Genomic DNA, 16909 nt, shown 5'->3' on the forward strand with positions numbered 1-16909 from the left:
CCGTGAACGAGGCGTTGCCCGGACAGCGCATCGACAAATGGCTCTATTTCGCGCGTGTCGTGAAAACACGCACGCTGGCGACGAAACTGGCGCAGTCCGGCAAGGTGCGTATCAACCGGCAAAAGACGGACAATGCCGCCCGGCGTGTGCGGCCGGGTGACGTGCTGACCATTTCGCTGCGCGGACGGGTGCTGGTACTCAAACTGACCGCGATCGGCACGCGCCGCGGACCGGCAAGCGAGGCTGCGGCGCTGTTCGAGGACCTTTCGCCTCCGCGCGAAACGCTTGACGCAGCGCGGTCGTCCGCGGCGGCTATTCCGCGGGATGCAAAAGGATGAGCAAAGCCGGAGCACGGTTTGGTCGGAGGACCGTCATTCGGGGCAACCGGCAAAACTGTTCCCGATTGCGGCAAGGCGGCGCAATGGCGATACTTGCCAGCGTCCGACAAAGGGTCTACCTCACCCGCGAAATTCGTTTATTGCCGATCTGAAGAACTCGCCATGACCTATGTCGTCGTCGACAACTGCATCAAGTGCAAATACATGGACTGCATCGAGGTGTGTCCGGTCGACTGCTTTTACGAAGGTGAAAACATGCTCGTCATTCACCCTGACGAGTGCATCGACTGCGGCGTATGCGAGCCCGAATGCCCCGCCGACGCGATCAAGCCGGACACCGAGCCCGGCCTTGAGAAGTGGCTTGAGGTGAACACCGAATACGCATCGAAATGGCCCAACATCACGCGCAAGGGGGAGCCGCCCGCCGACGGCGAGAAGTTCGACGGCGAGGAAGGCAAATTCGAGAAATACTTCTCGCCTGAGCCGGGTGCCGGCGACTGAGACATACTCCGCACTTTACCCAGCGGCAGGTGAGCGAGATGAGGATATGGCAAGGGCAGTGGCGTTAACCGCGCCGCGCCATCACTCTTCGCGCATGCGGCAAATTGTTGAATCTTTCGGCTTTTTGTGGTAGGTTCACCAAATATGCCGATGACACACCATCGATCCAAGGCGCTAAAGCTTTAATCATCGAAAGGCGCAATCTCCACCCCGGCCCAGGGCAACCTGGTCCAGCGACGGCGTTTTGTCTCCATGACGCCGGATTGTTTGGGAGTGGTGTTTTGCGGTGTCCGGCACAGCTGACCGCGGCGCGGTCGAGGTGACTAGTCCGGCTGCCAAGGCCGGCGGGCAAACAGGAGTTTAGGGCGTATGGCAACCCAGCAGAAGAAATCGGCGACACGCAACGGCTACAAGACAGGCGAGTCCATCGTCTATCCCGCGCACGGGGTAGGGCAGATCGTCGCGATCGAGGAGCAGGAAGTTGCCGGTCACAAGCTGGAACTCTTCGTTATCGATTTCCAGAAGGACAAGATGCGCCTCAAGGTGCCGGTTGCGAAGGCAGCTTCGGTCGGCATGCGCAAGCTGTCCGAGACCGACTATGTCGATCGTGCGCTCAAGGTCGTTCAGGGCCGGGCGCGGGTGAAGCGCACCATGTGGTCGCGCCGCGCGCAGGAATATGACGCCAAGATCAATTCGGGCGACCTGATTTCGATTTCGGAAGTCGTGCGCGATCTCTATCGGGCCGAGAACCAGCCGGAACAGTCCTATTCCGAGCGCCAGCTTTATGAAGCAGCTCTCGACCGCATGGCGCGTGAAATCGCGGCCGTGAACAAGGTTTCGGAGACCGAGGCGGTCCACCTGATCGAGGCAAATCTCGCCAAGGGTCCGCGCCGCGGTCCGAAGCCGGACAATGAGGAAGCGACGCAGGAAGAGGCTGCATAAGCAGCTTTCCACCGAGAGTACTGGAAAAACCCGGCCTTCGCGCCGGGTTTTTTGTTGTGCCCCGAATGCCGAACGCAGACTGCCGGCGGCGTCCGTATTCCTACCAATGGACATTTTGCTGCAGTGCAATATATCCATGGCAATCTCGAGCGGCATCAGCCATGGAAAGGACGGATCATGCTCACCGGAAAAACAGCCGTTGTCACAGGGTCGACGTCCGGCATCGGCCTTGCGATTGCCGAAGCACTCGCAGCGCAGGGCGCCAACGTTGCGATCAACTCCTACACCGACAACGAAGACGACCATGCGATCGCTGCCCGGCTGGCCGAGCAACATGGTGTCGAGGCCGCCTATTTCAAAGCCGACATGTCGAAGGGCGAGGCGGCGCGCGGCCTGATAGATGATGTCATCGCGCGCTTTTCGTCGATTGATATTCTCGTCAACAATGCCGGTATCCAGTTCGTCGCGCCGGTGGACGAGTTCCCGCCGGAGAAGTGGGACGCCGTGATTGCCATCAACCTGAGCTCGGCTTTTCATACGACCGCGGAAGCGGTTCCGCATATGCGCCAGGCAGGCTGGGGCCGCATCATCAATGTGGCCTCTGCCCACGGCCTGAGGGCATCGCCGAACAAATCGGCCTATGTCGCTTCCAAGCACGGAGTGCTGGGGCTGACCAAGGTCGTTGCGCTTGAGGAGGCTGGCAAAGGCATAACCTGCAACGCGATTTGCCCCGGTTATGTTTTGACGCCGCTGGTGGAGCAGCAGATCGAGGATCGCATGCGCGAATCCGGCCTCGACCGGCGTGCCGCCGAGCTCAAATTCTTCCTCGACAAGCACCCGAGCGAGCAGTTCGTGACGCTGGGCGAGGTTGCCGCCGCCGCCGTTTACCTGGCAGGCGATATGGCGGCGCAGGTCACCGGCACCACGCTGTCGATCGACGGCGGCTGGACAGCCCGGTAATCCCGTCTTGCGAGGCTTCAACAGCCGCCATCGGCCAGACCTCGTCCCGGCACCGTCCATCGGCGGGCGAGGCTGGCCCCGGGAGCCGGGTTTGCGGCGCTGTAAAGGATCGGCCTGATGTCTAAACCGATCAACATCGCGCTGCAGGGCGGCGGTTCGCACGGCGCATTCAGCTGGGGCGTGCTCGACGCGCTGCTGGAGGATGGCCGCCTTGATTTCACCGCCATCTCGGGAACCAGCGCGGGTGCCATGAACGCGGTCGCATTTGCCGACGGCTGGAGCAAGGGTGGACGCGACGGCGCCCGCGAGCGGCTGGAGGCATTCTGGTGGGCGGTCGGCAGCGTCGGGCGTTTCAGTCCGCTTCAGCGAACCCCCTGGGACGTCTTGTGGGGCAACTGGTCGGTAGAAAATACGCCCGGCTTCCATTGGTTCGACACAGTGTCGCGGTTCATCTCGCCCTATGTCGCCAATCCTTTCGATTCCAACCCGCTGCGCGATGTGGTCCGGCGGCAGATCGATTTCGACAGGGTGCGTTCGGCAAGCGGGCCGAAGCTGTTTATCAGTGCGACCAATGTCGAGACGGGCCAGCTGCGGGTGTTCGACAAGCGGGAAATCAGTCTTGACGTTGTGATGGCCTCGGCGTGCCTGCCGCAACTGTTCAAGGCGGTCGAAATCGAAGGCGCGCCCTATTGGGACGGTGGCTACGGCGGCAATCCGGCACTCTACCCGTTCTTCTACGCCAGCCGTGTCGAGGATGTTCTGCTTGTCCAGATCAATCCCGTGGTGCGTGAAGGTGTGCCGCGCTCAGCGCGCGAGATCCAGAACCGCGCCGAAGAGATCACCTTCAACGCCGGCCTCCTGCGCGAGTTGCGGGCCATTGCCTTCGTCAAGGAGCTGATAGCGGCAGGCAATATTTCGCATGAGGACTATCGCGACATCCGCATGCACCGCATTGATGCGGACGAGGCATTTCGCGATTTGTCTGCGTCATCGAAAATCAACGCCGAATGGGCATTCCTCAAATATCTGCGCGACCTCGGCAGGGTTGCGGCGCAAGACTGGCTGGCGGATTGTTTTGACGATGTCGGGCATAAGCCCACGCTCGACCTGTCGGATATGCTCGCGCCGCAGCTGAAGCCCGGCAGCCAGAAGCCGATGGGGCGGCGCGTGCGCGAATTCCTTGGCCAGCGTCGGACCTGAGGCCGGTGGGTAAGTAATTGTCGTTGCTACTGACAATTGTGACAGCACAGAGCCTTTTGTGCAGCGCGAAAATGTAGTAGAAGCGCGCTCCTCCGCTCCGCTTTTGCGGTTCGGGATTGAACACAGGATGGACCCAACCCATATCGTGCAGGACGTTGCGTCAGCCGCGGCCCTGCCGGGTCCATCAATTGGACGTAGATATGCCAAAGATCAAGTTTCACCAGGTGGCGGCAGTCGTCGTCTTCGCAGCCACGGCCGCATGGGTAGCAACCGGCGAGTTTTCGTCCGTTGGCAGCGCCGCAAACGAGGCCCCGGCGGAAGCACAGGAAGCTGCGCCGCGCGAGCAGGAAGCCGTCCTGCGCACTGTGGCCGTGGTCGATGCACCGCGCATCATGCATTCGCGCGCCATCCGGCTTTCCGGCACCACCGAGGCGGACAAGAAGACCGTGCTGACAACGCGGGCAGGCGGCATCATTGCCGAACTGCCGGTGAAACAGGGCGGTGCGGTGAAGGCGGGCGATCTGATCCTCAAGCTTGAAGCCGAGGGCAAGGAGGCGATGGTGGAAACGGCGCGGCAGCTGCTTTTGCAGCGCGAGGCCGAGGCCGAAGCCGCAAAGCGCCTCGCTGAAAGCGGCAGCCTGCCCAAGCTGCAGCTCGACAATGCGCTTTCCGCACTGGCGGCGGCGAAGTCGCAGCTCGAATCGGCGATTGCCGAGCTCGGGCGCATAGAATTGCGCGCGCCTTTCGACGGCGTAGTGGATGTCGTGAATGTCGAGCAGGGTAGCCCGGTCGGCTCGGGCGCTGCGGTCATAACGCTTCTTGCGCTCGACCCCATTCTGGCGATCGGCGAAGTGAATGAGCGCGACCTGAAGCATGTGAAGCCCGGAAACACGGCCAACGTGCGGCTCGTGAACGGGCAGGATGTGGAGGGCGAGGTGCGCTACATTTCGCATGCCGCCTCGCAAACCACCCGGACCTATCGGGCCGAAGTTGCGGTTCCAAACGACGATCTCGCCATTCCCGCGGGCATGACGGCGGAGATCACGATCCGTGCCGAACCCGTGCTGGCAACGGTGCTGCCGCGCTCGGTTCTTACTCTCAGCAACAATGGCGACATCGGCGTACGGGGCGTCAATGACGAAGACATCGTCGTGTTCTTTCCGATCGATATCGTGGACGACACGCAGAGTGGGATGGTGCTCGGCGGCATTCCCGAAGGCGTGCGAATCATCGTCGCCGGCCAGCAGCTGATCTCCGACGGAGACAAGGTGAATGCTGTCCAGGCCGACGAAGAAATGATCAAGAAGCTCATCAGCGAAGCCACTGGCGGGACGCTCTAGCACATGGATATTGTCAAGCTCGCGATCAGGAATTCGCGGCTCACACTTGCTACGCTGGTTTTCCTGATCATCGCGGGGGCGCTGTCCTACCTGTCGATCCCGAAGGAGGCGGAGCCGGATGTCGCGATTCCGATCCTTTATATCAGCCTTGGTTATCAGGGCATTTCGCCCGAGGATTCGGAGCGCCTCCTGCTGCGCCCGGTCGAAGCCCAGGTCAAGGGCATCAAGGGTCTGAAGGAAATGAAGTCCTCCGCTTATCAGGGCGGAGGGTTCGTGCTTCTGGAGTTCGACCCGTCAACCAATCTCAGCACCGCGCTGGAAGACACGCGCAACAAGGTTTCGGACGCCAAACGTGACCTGCCGAGCGGTGCGGACGACCCGACGGTCAACGAGGTCAACATCTCGGAATTCCCGGTTCTGGTGGTCACGTTGTCCGGCCACATTCCAGAGCGTGCGCTGACGGCAGCGGCGCGTGAGTTGCGCGACCTGATCGAAGAAGTTCCAGGTGTGCTCGAGGCATCGCTTCAGGGCGCGCGCGACGATCTCGTGGAAGTCGTCATCGACCCGATGAAGCTCTCGTCCTACGGCCTGCGCCTCGACCAGATGGTTCAGGCGATCGGAGCTTCCAACAGCCTTGTTGCGGCAGGTGCGCTGAAAGGCGAAGAGGGCAGCTACCCGGTCAAGGTGCCGGCGCTGATCGAGACTGTCGAGGACGTTGCCAACCTGCCGATCGTGGCGTCGGGCAATGCGGTCGTGCGGGCTCAGGATCTTGCCACGATCCGCTCGACCTACAAGGACGCGGTGACGATTACGCGGCTCGACGGCGAGCCCGCGATAGCGATCGAGGTCAAGAAGCGGACCGGCGCAAACATCGTGGAAACGATCGAGGCGACGAAGCTGGTGGCCGACAATTTCGCCGCGCGCATGCCCGAAGGCGTCAACGTTACCTACACCCAGGACAAGTCGGTTTTCGTCAACCAGCTGCTCGGCGATCTGCAGAACCACGTGATGATCGCCGTCATCCTGGTGTTCATCGTCATTCTGTACGCGCTGACGGGCCGTGCATCGCTGCTGATCGGCCTGGCAATTCCAGCATCGTTCCTGATGGGTATCCTGGCGTTGGCGATGCTGGGTTACACGATGAACATGATCGTGCTGTTCAGCCTCATCCTGGCCGTCGGCATGCTCGTGGACGACGCCATCATCGTGACCGAGTTTGCCGAACGGCGCATGTCGGAAGGCATGCCGAAGGAGCAGGCATTCGAGCTTGCCGCCAAGCGTATGGCCGGTCCGGTCATCGCCGCGACGATGACCCGTATCGCCGCATTCTCGCCGCTGCTCTTCTGGCCGGGCATCATCGGCGACTTCATGAAATATCTGCCGATCACGCTGATCGTGACGCTGGCCGCATCGATGCTCTATGCGCTGGTGTTCACGCCGACGCTTGGCGCGATCTTCGCAAAGGTGCATGTGCAGGACGATGAGGAGCGCAACCGCGACGGCCTCTACATGAAGCTTGTGCGCAGCGCCGTCCGGTATCCGAAGACCGTGCTGCTGCTGACGGTCCTGCTTCTGACCGGTATTGTGCAGGGCTACGGAAAGTACGGCGCCGGCGTCGAATTCTTCCCCAGTGTCGAGCCCGACTACGGCCTGCTCTATGTGCATGCGCGCGGCAACCTTTCGCTGCAGGAACAGGATGCACTGACCCGTCAGGCCGAAGAGCGTCTGCTCGGCTGGCCGGGCATCAAGTCGGTCTACACACGGGTCGGTTCGACCCGTGGCGGCGGGGCCGACGTTCCCGAGGATGTCGTTGGTGTGATCCAGTACGAATTCGTCGACTGGCGTGAGCGCAAGCCGGCCAATGACATTCTGGACGACCTGCGTATTGCCATGGCCGGCATCGCCGGCGCGGAAGTGGAAGTGCGTGTGCCCGATGCCGGACCGCCGACCGGCCAGGCGATCCAGGTGCGCCTGTCGGCGGCCGATCCAACCGGCCTCAACGAGACGGCGGCGCGCGTGGCCGAAGCCGTGGCCAAGGTGCCGGGCGCCATCGACATCACCGACGGCCTACCGCCGCCCGGTGTCGATTGGGCACTCGAGATCGACCGCACCAAAGCCGCACAATACGGCATCAGCCCCTATTCGGTGGGCACGGTGGTGCAGCTTGTGACCACGGGTCTCAAACTCACCGACTACCGCCCCGCCGGTGTGGACGACGCCGTCGACATCCGCCTGCGCCTGCCGGAAGACCGGCGCACGTTGGCGACGCTCGATCAGCTGCGGGTGGAAACTGCTCAGGGTTCGGTGCCGATCTCCAACTTCGTGACGCGCGTCGCGGAGAAGCGGACGGGCGTTCTCAACCGGATCGACGGCGAGCGCACGATCGTCGTGCAGGGCAATGTCGCGTCGGGGTTCCAGGATGCCGTGGTGCAGGCAGCGGTAAAGGACACCGTTGGCGCAATGGATCTCGGCCAAGTCAAATGGGAACTCGCCGGGTCCAACCAGGACAGCGAGGAGGCCTCGGCTTTCCTGTCGAAGGCTTTCGGTGCGGCAATCTTCCTGATCTTCATCGTGCTTCTGGCGCAGTTCAACAAATTCACCAGCGTGTTTCTGGTGCTGATGACTGTGATCATGGCGACCATCGGCGTGTTTCTGGGCTTGCTCATCACCGGCCAGACCTTCGTAATCGTAATGTCGGGTATTGGCGTGATCGCGCTGGCAGGCGTGGTGGTGAACAACAACATCGTGCTGATCGACACCTATGACCGCCTGCGGTCCGAAGGGTGGACCAAGATCGACGCGGTGCTGCAGACCTGCCGCGAACGTGCGCGCCCCGTGGTGCTGACGGCCATCTCGGCAATTCTCGGTGTGCTGCCGATCGCATTCGGGCTTGGGCTTGAGCTGTTCCATCACGAGACGACGATCAACGCGCCGTCGACGCAGTGGTGGATTGCGCTTTCGAGCGCCATCGTGTTCGGCCTCGCCTTTGCCACGCTGCTGACCCTGATCGTGACGCCGGCGGCGCTGATGGTGTTCACGCGCGAGAAAAAGCCGGAAGGCGAACGCCGCAGCCTGCTCGGCCGGTTGTTCCGCCGCCGTTCCAGGTCCGGCGAGACAGCGGGCGTGAAGAGCGACGAAGATGCCGCGGAAGGGGATTTCCCGGCAGTGAGTTATCCCAAAGCTGCCGAATAGGCGCCGGCATGCCAGGAACAGGAGAACGGCGCGGATATCCGCGCCGTTTCTTTTTGGGCGCCGGTCGCCGCATCATGCGGCGTTGCGCTTTGGTTCCGTTTCAAAACCAAGATCTGCCAGCGCAGCGGCTACCGCTTCGTCCAGCGGCGTATGCGGTACAGGGCCGATGACGGCCTCAAGCCTGCCGGACACCAGCCGGTGTGGCTGCAGGCGCAGATAGCTCATCTCCGCAATTTCCCACATCATGGCGTTGACCATGCCGGCAAGCCTGACCGTCCACCAGGGCAAAGCGCTGAGGCGCAGCGGTTTGCCGAGAGCCTTTTCGGCGGCCGTCTTCATCTGCAGTTCTGTGACGGCATGGCCGGTGAAGTGGAAGACCTCGAACGGACCGAGCTTGCCGGTATTCTCGACCAGCGCGACGAATGCTCGCGCAAGGTCGGGCAAATAGGCCCATTCGTGAACGAGGTTCGCCGGGCCGGCGGTGGTGTAGACGCCCTTGCCGAGCTTCTTTGTCATCACGAGGTCGAACCACGAACCTGTGCCGGTGCCGCCGAAGAAATCGCCGGCGCGCAGTATCGCCGTGCGGACGCCCCGCTCACGGGCCGCCTTCTCGAACAGGCTTTCCATCTCGACGCGAATGCGTCCTTTGCGCGTCGTCGGGTTGAAGGGAAGGTCTTCGCGCAACTCGACCGGCAGCGGGCTGCCGAAATTGTAGACATTGCCTGGAAAGAGGTGGAGCGCGCCGCTGGCTTCGCAGGCGGCCATGACATTGCGCGCCAATGGCATGCACATCTCAACCCAGTCAGTGTAAAGCGGATTAAGGCCGTTGAAGATGATGTCCATACCCTGCGTTGCACGCACAAGAGCCGCCTGGTCCAGTGCGTCGGTCGCGACCGCCTGTGCGCCGTCCAGCTCAGGCGGCAGCTTGCCGTCGCGGGTTATGGCCCGGACCGAATAGCCTGCCTCGAGGAAAGCTTTCGCGACCGTGCGGCCGAGGCGCCCGCGTGCTCCGAGAATTGCGATCGTTTTCATGACGGATATCTCCTGCCGTTTCGATATTCATCATATGCGTCATCCAGATTTGAATTATAATCGCCTAACCTTGAGGCATGGATATTCAAATTTGAATGGATGAAGCATGGCGGAATTCGATTGGAACCTGATCAGGAGTTTCGTCGCAGTCGCCGAGGCCGGCAGCCTGTCGGAGGCGGCACGCCGGCTTTCCTCGAGCCAGCCGACCCTCGGCCGCCACGTTGCGGAACTGGAAACGGCTCTGGGCGCCGTGCTCTTCCGGCGCGGGCGCAGCGGATATGAGCTGACCGAGAACGGCGCGGCGTTTCTCGACCGTGCGAAAGCAATGCGTGACAACGCGGATACGATTTCCCGCCTCGCCGTCGGACGGGAAGAAAAGGTTGCAGGGACGGTGCGTATCACCGCAAGCGAGGTGGTGGCGACGTATGTGCTTCCATCGATCATGGCGCGCCTGGGCAGGAGCGAACCCGATATTGAAGTCGAGATCGTTGCCAGCGATCAGGTCGGCAACCTGCTGCGCCGCGACGCCGATATCGCGGTGCGCATGGTGGAGCCGGCGCAAAACGACATCATTGCCCGCAAGATCGCCGACCTGCCGCTGACCGCATGCGCGGCATCGAGTTACCTAGAACGGCGGGGACACCCCAAGACCGCGACCGACCTTCGGGACCACGACATTGTCGGCTACGACCGGGCCGACGACATCATTCAGGGTTTCGCGCAGTTCGGACTTTCGGTCGACCGGCACGCCTTTCGGTTCAGAACCGACAATCAGGTCGTGTTCTGGGAGGCTGTGCGTGCCGGAAACGGTATCGGGTTTGCGCAACTTTCGCTGGTGAAGCGCGATGCTCTGGTCGAGCCATTGCTGCAGGGACTGCCCTTGCCGGTTCTGCCGATGTGGCTGGCGATGCATCACGATGTTCGCCACAGCCCGCGTATCAGGCGCGTTGCCGATTTCCTGTTTGCCGAGCTGAAAACCTATGCCGCGGTCTGAGCCCCCGGCATGTCGGCGGCGCGCGCCAGCCCCGCCATGAGGGCGACGAGCACCAGCATCATCGCAAGGGTCACGAAAACCGGGCCAAAGCCGGTATTCTGGCCGGCAAATCCAATGATAGACGGCGCTACGAGCAGGCCGGAATAGCCCATCGCCGTAACTGTCGACAGACCCGCTCCGGAGGTGTCTGCGGGATGATTTCCGGCGGCCGAAAAGGCGATCGGAACCATATTGGCGGTGCCGAAGCCGCAGATCGCAAAGGCAATGATCGCAACCCAGTCGTTGGCTGCTAGGCCGGCGGCAAACATGCCGGCAGCGGCGATCAGGGCCGATGCGCGCAGCGTCGTTACCGCGCCGAAGCGTGTGCGAACGCCGTCACCGACAAAACGCGTGACAGCCATCGCGCCGGAAAAGGCTGCATAGGCGAGGCCGGCAACGGCAATTTCGCTGCCAAACTCCTGTCGGATAAAAATGGCGGCCCAGTCGAGAACCGCGCCTTCCGGAACCATTGAAAGCAGCGCGACAATGCCGGTGAGATATATTGCCGGCGAGCGAGGAAAGCCGAATTTGGTGGGCGATCCGCTCACCGGACGCTCTTCGTTGATCAGAAAACTTACGGCGCAGGCAACGAGAACCAATGCCACCACCGTGGCCAGGATTGCGTGGACCAGATGTCCGTATTGCTGAATTGCCAGGCTGCCTGCAGCGCCGCCGGCAAAGCCGCCGAGACTCCAGAAGCCGTGCGAGGATGACATGATCGCCCGGCGCAGCTTCTTTTCGACCGCAACCGCGTTGGTGTTCATGGCGACGTCCATGCCGCCGATAAGTCCGCCGAACAGGAAGAGCATAATCGCTGCAACCCAGACGTTCGGCACAAGGGCGATGCCCAGCAACGCGAAGGCGCAGACAAATGAAAAGCCGCGAAGGACGGTTCGCGATCCCAGACGGTGGATGAGCCATCCGCACCAGGGCATGGCAATGAGCGCCCCGACGCCGAAACCCACGATCAGCAGACCGAGCGTGAATTCGGTGATCTCAAGCCTGGTCAAGAAGACTGGGATCTGCGGCGCCCAGCTGCCAACGAGAAAGCCGTTGGCGAAAAAGAGGGTCGCGACCGCCCAGCGTCCGCGTTCTGCGGCAGCTTCTGTTTGGCAGCTGTTCAAGGATCGACCTCGCTACAATCGGTGCACGCTAAATCGATTGAATGGCAAGTCAAGCACGAAGCACGGCGGATGATTGTGCCAGTCATCCGGTCGCCGCATTGCCGACCAACGGGCGCCATATTCGGATTCCAATAAGTAGCCAGGGGGCGCCGCGATACCGATCCTCGGAATGAGGAGCGTTGCTGCCGCGGGTTGTGAGTAGAGAGTAGCGATGAACGGCCCCGTCAAATCCGTCACCCGCCCACATGTTGTTTCGTCTGCTGCCGCGGGTGCTGCTTTACAGCGGCATCGTGTCATGGCGAGCCAGTTTCCGTCTTCGGACGGAACGGGCGCGGCCACAGTGATCATGTCCGCCACTGGCCTGGTTGTGCTTGCAGCGGCCGCTGGCATGTTTTTCCTGTCCTCGCCTCAGGAGGAACCTGCCGCGGCCCAGCCGCCGGTAGTATTGGAAGAACAACAACCGGTCGCCGGCGCTGAGGCCAGAGTGCCTGCTGCCGCAGAGCGGGTTCCGGAGCCTGTTTTCCAAACCGCCGGCACGGAAGTTGAGACGGCGGAGATGCCGCCAGCGTTGCCGAATGCTGCTGACGTGGCGGCCATACTTTCCGATCACGACAGTGGCGGTGCGTCCGTCGTTGCGGTTGCGGAAACGGTGGAAGAACTGCTGGCTCTGGAAGAAATCCAGAGCCGCGAGGTCGAAGCGGATCTCGCGCGAACGTCGGACGAAATCACCGCGGCCATCCAACCCGAAGCCGGCCCGAAGGTCAGTGCTGCTGCCACCACCTGGGTCAACATGCGTTCGGGACCGTCGGACGATGCCGAAGTGCTGATGGTCGTCCCCGGCGGGGCAGACATAGAGGCGGAGACCGGGTGCAACTGGTGTGCGGTCACCTATGACGGCCGTGCCGGCTATATCTACAAGAGTTTCATCAGCTATCGTTAGTCAAGCTGCAAATGCAGATACGCCGCTGAAGCAGGCGAGTTCCACGTCTTCCTCATTGATAAATCAATAAAATAGAATCCTTCGGCTGCATGAGGTACGCAAGTCACATTGTATTTCTTATCAATTTTTATCTGAACTTGTATCCGGTTGAAAGAAAGCCAAATATAATCAGTATTGATTAGATGCGTACTATCAGTTTTTATTAGTGTCGGGGCGTAAACGAGGGAAGGTCACTGCCATGTTGCGAAAAATAGCATTCGGTGGATTGATGCTCGCCGTATCGACGCCGGCTTTTGCATTCGACGTGTCGACGTTCACTGATTTTTCCAGCCTGGTTTCTGTTTCCAGCACCTGGAAGAACCAGTCCGGCTCGACGATGATGATCAGTGTCGATTCATTCGGCAATGTCAGCGGGCAATACATCAACCGGGCGACCGGAACCGGCTGCCAGAATACGCCCTATCCTCTTGTTGGCCGCGTCAACAACAACTTCATCGCTTTCTCGGTCGCCTGGAACAACGCAACCGAGAACTGCAATTCGGCCACCGGGTGGGCGGGTTACGCGCAAGCGACCGGTTCCGACGTGCAGATCGTAACCAACTGGAACCTCGCATATGAGGATCCTGCCGGTCCGCGAATAGAGCAGGGCAGCGACACGTTCACCTACGTGCCGCAGACGATGACAAAGACATTCCGGCTGGAGTAGGCGCAGTGCGAATAAAGCAGCTTACCCTCCCCCTGGGGAGGGTAAGTCCGTGTAGCCCGTAGCGTTACTCGGCGTAGACGACAAGCAGGTCCTTGGCGTCGATCTGGTCGCCCGATCTGACGAGAACCTCGGCGATCTCGCCGTCGCGCTCGGCGTGCAGGGCAGTCTCCATCTTCATCGCTTCTATGGACAAGAGCACGTCGCCAGCCTTGACCGCCTGCCCGGCTGCGACCGCCAGCGTCGAGACCACACCCGGCATCGGCGCGCCGACATGGGCGGCGTTACCGGCCTCGGCCTTGCGGCGCGCAGCCCCTCCACCCGCGCCGTGCGCCCGGTCCGGCACCTTGATGCGGCGCGGCTGGCCGTTCAGCTCGAAGAAGACCGTGACCATGCCCTTTTCGTCGGTGTCGCCGATGGCAAGGCAGCGAATGACCAGCGTCTTGCCCTTCTCGATGTCGACGAAAATCTCGTCCTCGGCTTCCATGCCGTAAAAGTAGTTCGGCGTGGGCAGCACCGAGACCGGGCCATAGTCGTCCTGCGCGGTAACGAAATCGGTGAAGACCTTCGGATACATGAGCCAGGAGGCGAACTCGTTCTCGTCAAGCTCACGGCCGAGCGTTTCAGCTATCTTCTTACGGTCGGCGCCAAGGTCGGCTGCGGCGAGCAGCGAGCCTGGCCGTGCCGTAGTCGGCTTCTCGCCTTTAAGCACCTTCTTCTGGAGGGCGGCAGGCCAGCCGGCCGGCGGCTGACCAAGATCGCCGCGCATCATCGACACAACCGAATCGGGGAAGGCGATGTCCTTCTTCGGGTTTTCGACATCGGCGACGGTGAGATCCTGGCTGATCATCATCAGCGCCATGTCGCCGACGACCTTGGACGAAGGCGTCACTTTCACGATGTCGCCAAACATCAGATTCACATCGTGATAAGCCTGAGCGACCTCGTGCCAGCGGGTTTCGAGGCCGAGCGAGCGAGCCTGCTCTTTCAGGTTGGTGAACTGGCCGCCCGGCATCTCGTGCAGATAGACTTCCGAGGCCGGGCCCTTCAGATCGCTTTCGAAGGCGGTGTACTGGTTGCGCACCGCTTCCCAGTAGAAAGAGATCTGTCGGATCCAGCCGGCGTCGAGCCCGGTTTCGCGCTCCGAACCCTGCAGAGCCTCGACAATAGAACCGAGACAAGGCTGCGAGGTGTTGCCGGACAGCGCGTCCATGGCGGCATCTACCGCGTCAACGCCACTCTCTACGGCAGCCAGCACGGTGGCAGCGGCGATGCCGGACGTATCATGCGTGTGGAAATGGATCGGCAGGTCGGTTGCCTCACGCAGCGCTTTGAAGAGGGTGCGCGCGGCTGCAGGCTTCAGCAGGCCGGCCATGTCCTTCAGCGCGATGATATGCGCTCCGGCCTTTTCGAGTTCCTGTGCCAGGCCGACATAATATTTGAGGTCATATTTCGACCGGGCGGCATCGTCGATATCGCCGGTATAGCAGATGGTCGCTTCGCAGAGCTTGCCGCTCTCGCAAACCGCGTCCATCGCGACGCGCATGTTTTCCACCCAGTTCAGGCAATCGAAAACACGGAACAGATCGACGCCGCCTTCTGCGGCCTGTTTCACGAAATGCTGCACGACATTGTCGGGGTAGTTGGTATAGCCGACGCCGTTTGCGCCGCGCAGCAGCATTTGCAGAAGCAGGTTCGGCGCGCCTTCGCGGATCAGCGACAGGCGCTCCCACGGGTCTTCGGTAAGAAAGCGCATGGCGACATCGAAGGTCGCGCCGCCCCAGCATTCGAGCGAGAGCAGCTGCGGCAGGGCGCGTGCGTAGACGCCGGAAATTCGGGCGATGTCGAACGTGCGCATGCGGGTCGCCAGCAGCGACTGATGTGCGTCGCGCATCGTGGTGTCGGTGACCAGAACGCGTTTTTGATCGCGCATCCAGGCGGCGAATTTTTCGGCACCCAGCTCTTCGAGTTTCTGGCGTGTGCCGGCGGGCGCGGGCGCATCGACATAAGGCACTTTCGGCGCGGCGGCTTCCGCGTTCGGCCTTGGCCGGCCGCGTGCTTCCGGGTGGCCGTTGACGGAGACGTCCGCCAGATAGTTGAGCAGTTTGGTCGCCCGGTCCTGCCGCTTCACCGCGGTGAAGAGCTCCGGCGTCGTGTCGATGAATTTGGTCGTGTAGGAATTGTCGCGAAACTTCGGGTGGCCGATGATCGCTTCGAGAAAGGTGAGGTTGGTCGCCACGCCGCGAATGCGGAATTCGCGCAGCGCGCGGTCCATCCGGCGGATCGCTTCTTCGGGCGTCGGTGCCCAGGCCGTCACCTTCTCAAGCAGTGGGTCGTAAAAGCGGGTGATCACTGCACCCGAATAGGCGGTGCCGCCGTCAAGCCGGATGCCGAAGCCGGTCGCACCGCGATAGGCGGTGATGCGGCCATAGTCCGGAATGAAGTTCTGCTCGGGGTCTTCCGTCGTGATCCGGCACTGGAGTGCGTGGCCGTTAAGGCGAATGTCCGCCTGTTTCGGCACCCCTGAGCCGGGCGCGCCGATCGCATTGCCTTCAAGAATGTGGATTTGCGCTTTCACGATGTCGATGCCGGTGACTTCCTCAGTCACCGTGTGCTCGACCTGGATGCGCGGATTGACCTCGATGAAGTAGAAATTGCCGCTATCGGCATCCATGAGGAACTCGACAGTGCCGGCTCCCAGATAATCGGTCGCGTTGGCAATTTTCAGCGCATAACCGGAGAGTTCCTCGCGCTGCGCGGCATCGAGATAAGGTGCCGGCGCGCGTTCCACGACCTTCTGGTTGCGGCGCTGGATGGAGCAGTCGCGCTCAAACAGGTGAACGGCGTTGCCCTGACCGTCACCCAGCACCTGCACCTCGACATGACGGGCGCGCTCGATCAGCTTTTCGAGATAGACCTCGTCCTTGCCGAAGGCGGCTTTGGCCTCGCGGCGGGCCTCGGTTACCTCGCGCTCAAGGTCTTCGGCCTTGTGGATTGCGCGCATGCCACGGCCGCCGCCGCCCCAGGAGGCCTTCAGCATCACCGGGTAGCCGATACTCTCGGCCATCGCGGCAACATTGGTCATGTCGTCGGGCAGCGGATCGGTTGCCGGCACGACTGGCACGCCGATCTCGATGGCCAGATTGCGGGCGGCGACCTTGTTGCCGAGCCGGCGCATGGTTTCCGGCTTGGGGCCGATAAAGGTGACACCGGCATCGGCACAAGCCTCGGCGAGCTCGGGACTCTCCGACAGCAAGCCGTAGCCCGGGTGTATGGCGTCGGCGCCGGACTGTTTGGCGACCCGGATCACCTCGTCGATCGAAAGATAGCTTTCAATGGGCCCGAGGTCGCGCTCCAGATGCGGGCCGCGCCCCACCTGATAGCTTTCGTCTGCCTTGAAACGGTGAAGGGCGTATTTGTCTTCCTCGGCCCAGATTGCGACGGTGCGGATGCCGAGTTCATTGGCGGCGCGAAACACGCGGATCGCGATTTCAGACCGGTTGGCGACGAGGATTTTGGTGATTTTCAATGCGGTCCGCTCCAGGCGTGAGGGATTTCGCCGCATTGATTACCCCGCTAAATGCTGCAGTGCAAACGGCGATGT

The 16909-nt window shown here is 61.7% G+C and carries 13 protein-coding genes; 10 read left to right on the forward strand and 3 right to left on the reverse strand.

Features of this window, described 5'->3' with window-relative positions:
• The first annotated feature begins 2 nt into the window (after positions 1 to 2).
• The 7 genes from EP165_RS07680 (at position 3) to EP165_RS07710 (ending at position 8473) form a co-directional block, all read left to right on the forward strand.
• The gene (locus tag EP165_RS07680; RefSeq protein WP_127521148.1) at positions 3 to 338 is read left to right on the forward strand and encodes an RNA-binding S4 domain-containing protein; all 336 of its coding nucleotides are present in this window, start codon (positions 3 to 5) and stop codon (positions 336 to 338) included.
• A gap of 162 nt (positions 339 to 500) precedes the next feature.
• Complete coding sequence (gene fdxA / locus EP165_RS07685) at positions 501 to 839, forward strand: ferredoxin FdxA (protein WP_127521150.1); 339 nt, start codon at positions 501 to 503, stop codon at positions 837 to 839.
• Positions 840 to 1208: 369 nt separating this feature from the next.
• On the forward strand, positions 1209 to 1781 hold the full coding sequence (locus tag EP165_RS07690; protein ID WP_127521152.1) for a CarD family transcriptional regulator: 573 nt from the start codon (positions 1209 to 1211) through the stop codon (positions 1779 to 1781).
• A gap of 177 nt (positions 1782 to 1958) precedes the next feature.
• Positions 1959 to 2741: a 3-hydroxybutyrate dehydrogenase gene (locus tag EP165_RS07695; protein WP_127521154.1), complete on the forward strand. Its 783-nt coding sequence runs from the start codon at positions 1959 to 1961 to the stop codon at positions 2739 to 2741.
• A 117-nt stretch (positions 2742 to 2858) separates the two neighbouring features.
• The gene (locus tag EP165_RS07700) at positions 2859 to 3941 is read left to right on the forward strand and encodes a patatin-like phospholipase family protein (protein WP_127521156.1); all 1083 of its coding nucleotides are present in this window, start codon (positions 2859 to 2861) and stop codon (positions 3939 to 3941) included.
• 200 nt (positions 3942 to 4141) lie between these two features.
• The gene (locus EP165_RS07705; protein ID WP_127521158.1) at positions 4142 to 5281 is read left to right on the forward strand and encodes an efflux RND transporter periplasmic adaptor subunit; all 1140 of its coding nucleotides are present in this window, start codon (positions 4142 to 4144) and stop codon (positions 5279 to 5281) included.
• A gap of 3 nt (positions 5282 to 5284) precedes the next feature.
• The gene (locus tag EP165_RS07710) at positions 5285 to 8473 is read left to right on the forward strand and encodes an efflux RND transporter permease subunit (protein ID WP_127521160.1); all 3189 of its coding nucleotides are present in this window, start codon (positions 5285 to 5287) and stop codon (positions 8471 to 8473) included.
• 72 nt (positions 8474 to 8545) lie between these two features.
• Here the strand turns inward: EP165_RS07710 and EP165_RS07715 are convergent, their stop codons facing one another.
• Entirely contained in the window at positions 8546 to 9505 is a 960-nt protein-coding gene (locus EP165_RS07715) for an NAD-dependent epimerase/dehydratase family protein (RefSeq protein ID WP_127521162.1), read from the reverse strand.
• 106 nt (positions 9506 to 9611) lie between these two features.
• Between EP165_RS07715 and EP165_RS07720 the strand changes: the two genes are divergently transcribed.
• On the forward strand, positions 9612 to 10499 hold the full coding sequence (locus EP165_RS07720; protein WP_127521165.1) for a LysR family transcriptional regulator: 888 nt from the start codon (positions 9612 to 9614) through the stop codon (positions 10497 to 10499).
• Here the strand turns inward: EP165_RS07720 and EP165_RS07725 are convergent.
• Positions 10484 to 11662: an MFS transporter gene (locus EP165_RS07725; RefSeq protein WP_127521167.1), complete on the reverse strand. Its 1179-nt coding sequence runs from the start codon at positions 11660 to 11662 to the stop codon at positions 10484 to 10486. The genes EP165_RS07720 and EP165_RS07725 overlap by 16 nt on opposite strands.
• A 211-nt stretch (positions 11663 to 11873) precedes the next feature.
• Here EP165_RS07725 and EP165_RS07730 point away from each other — a divergent pair, with 211 nt between their 5' ends.
• The gene (locus tag EP165_RS07730) at positions 11874 to 12602 is read left to right on the forward strand and encodes an SH3 domain-containing protein (RefSeq protein ID WP_127521169.1); all 729 of its coding nucleotides are present in this window, start codon (positions 11874 to 11876) and stop codon (positions 12600 to 12602) included.
• Positions 12603 to 12840: 238 nt separating this feature from the next.
• Positions 12841 to 13308, forward strand: a complete 468-nt coding sequence (locus tag EP165_RS07735; RefSeq protein ID WP_127521171.1) for an avidin/streptavidin family protein — start codon at positions 12841 to 12843, stop codon at positions 13306 to 13308.
• Between the two features lie 64 nt (positions 13309 to 13372).
• Here the strand turns inward: EP165_RS07735 and pyc are convergent, their stop codons facing one another.
• Positions 13373 to 16834, reverse strand: a complete 3462-nt coding sequence (gene pyc, locus EP165_RS07740) for a pyruvate carboxylase (protein ID WP_127521173.1) — start codon at positions 16832 to 16834, stop codon at positions 13373 to 13375.
• Between the last annotated feature and the right edge of the window lie 75 nt (positions 16835 to 16909).

Source organism: Mesorhizobium sp. Z1-4 (assembly GCF_004000235.1).
Classification (GTDB): domain Bacteria; phylum Pseudomonadota; class Alphaproteobacteria; order Rhizobiales; family Rhizobiaceae; genus RCIO01.

Bases quoted from the DNA above. Each gene is read 5' to 3' on its own strand.
- fdxA (WP_127521150.1), top strand. From the start codon at position 501: ATGACCTATGTCGTCGTCGACAACTGCATCAAGTGCAAATACATGGAC.
- EP165_RS07690 (WP_127521152.1), top strand. From the start codon at position 1,209: ATGGCAACCCAGCAGAAGAAATCGGCGACACGCAACGGCTACAAGACA.
- EP165_RS07695 (WP_127521154.1), top strand. From the start codon at position 1,959: ATGCTCACCGGAAAAACAGCCGTTGTCACAGGGTCGACGTCCGGCATC.
- EP165_RS07700 (WP_127521156.1), top strand. From the start codon at position 2,859: ATGTCTAAACCGATCAACATCGCGCTGCAGGGCGGCGGTTCGCACGGC.
- EP165_RS07705 (WP_127521158.1), top strand. From the start codon at position 4,142: ATGCCAAAGATCAAGTTTCACCAGGTGGCGGCAGTCGTCGTCTTCGCA.
- EP165_RS07710 (WP_127521160.1), top strand. From the start codon at position 5,285: ATGGATATTGTCAAGCTCGCGATCAGGAATTCGCGGCTCACACTTGCT.
- EP165_RS07715 (WP_127521162.1), bottom strand. From the start codon at position 9,505: ATGAAAACGATCGCAATTCTCGGAGCACGCGGGCGCCTCGGCCGCACG.
- EP165_RS07720 (WP_127521165.1), top strand. From the start codon at position 9,612: ATGGCGGAATTCGATTGGAACCTGATCAGGAGTTTCGTCGCAGTCGCC.
- EP165_RS07730 (WP_127521169.1), top strand. From the start codon at position 11,874: ATGAACGGCCCCGTCAAATCCGTCACCCGCCCACATGTTGTTTCGTCT.
- EP165_RS07735 (WP_127521171.1), top strand. From the start codon at position 12,841: ATGTTGCGAAAAATAGCATTCGGTGGATTGATGCTCGCCGTATCGACG.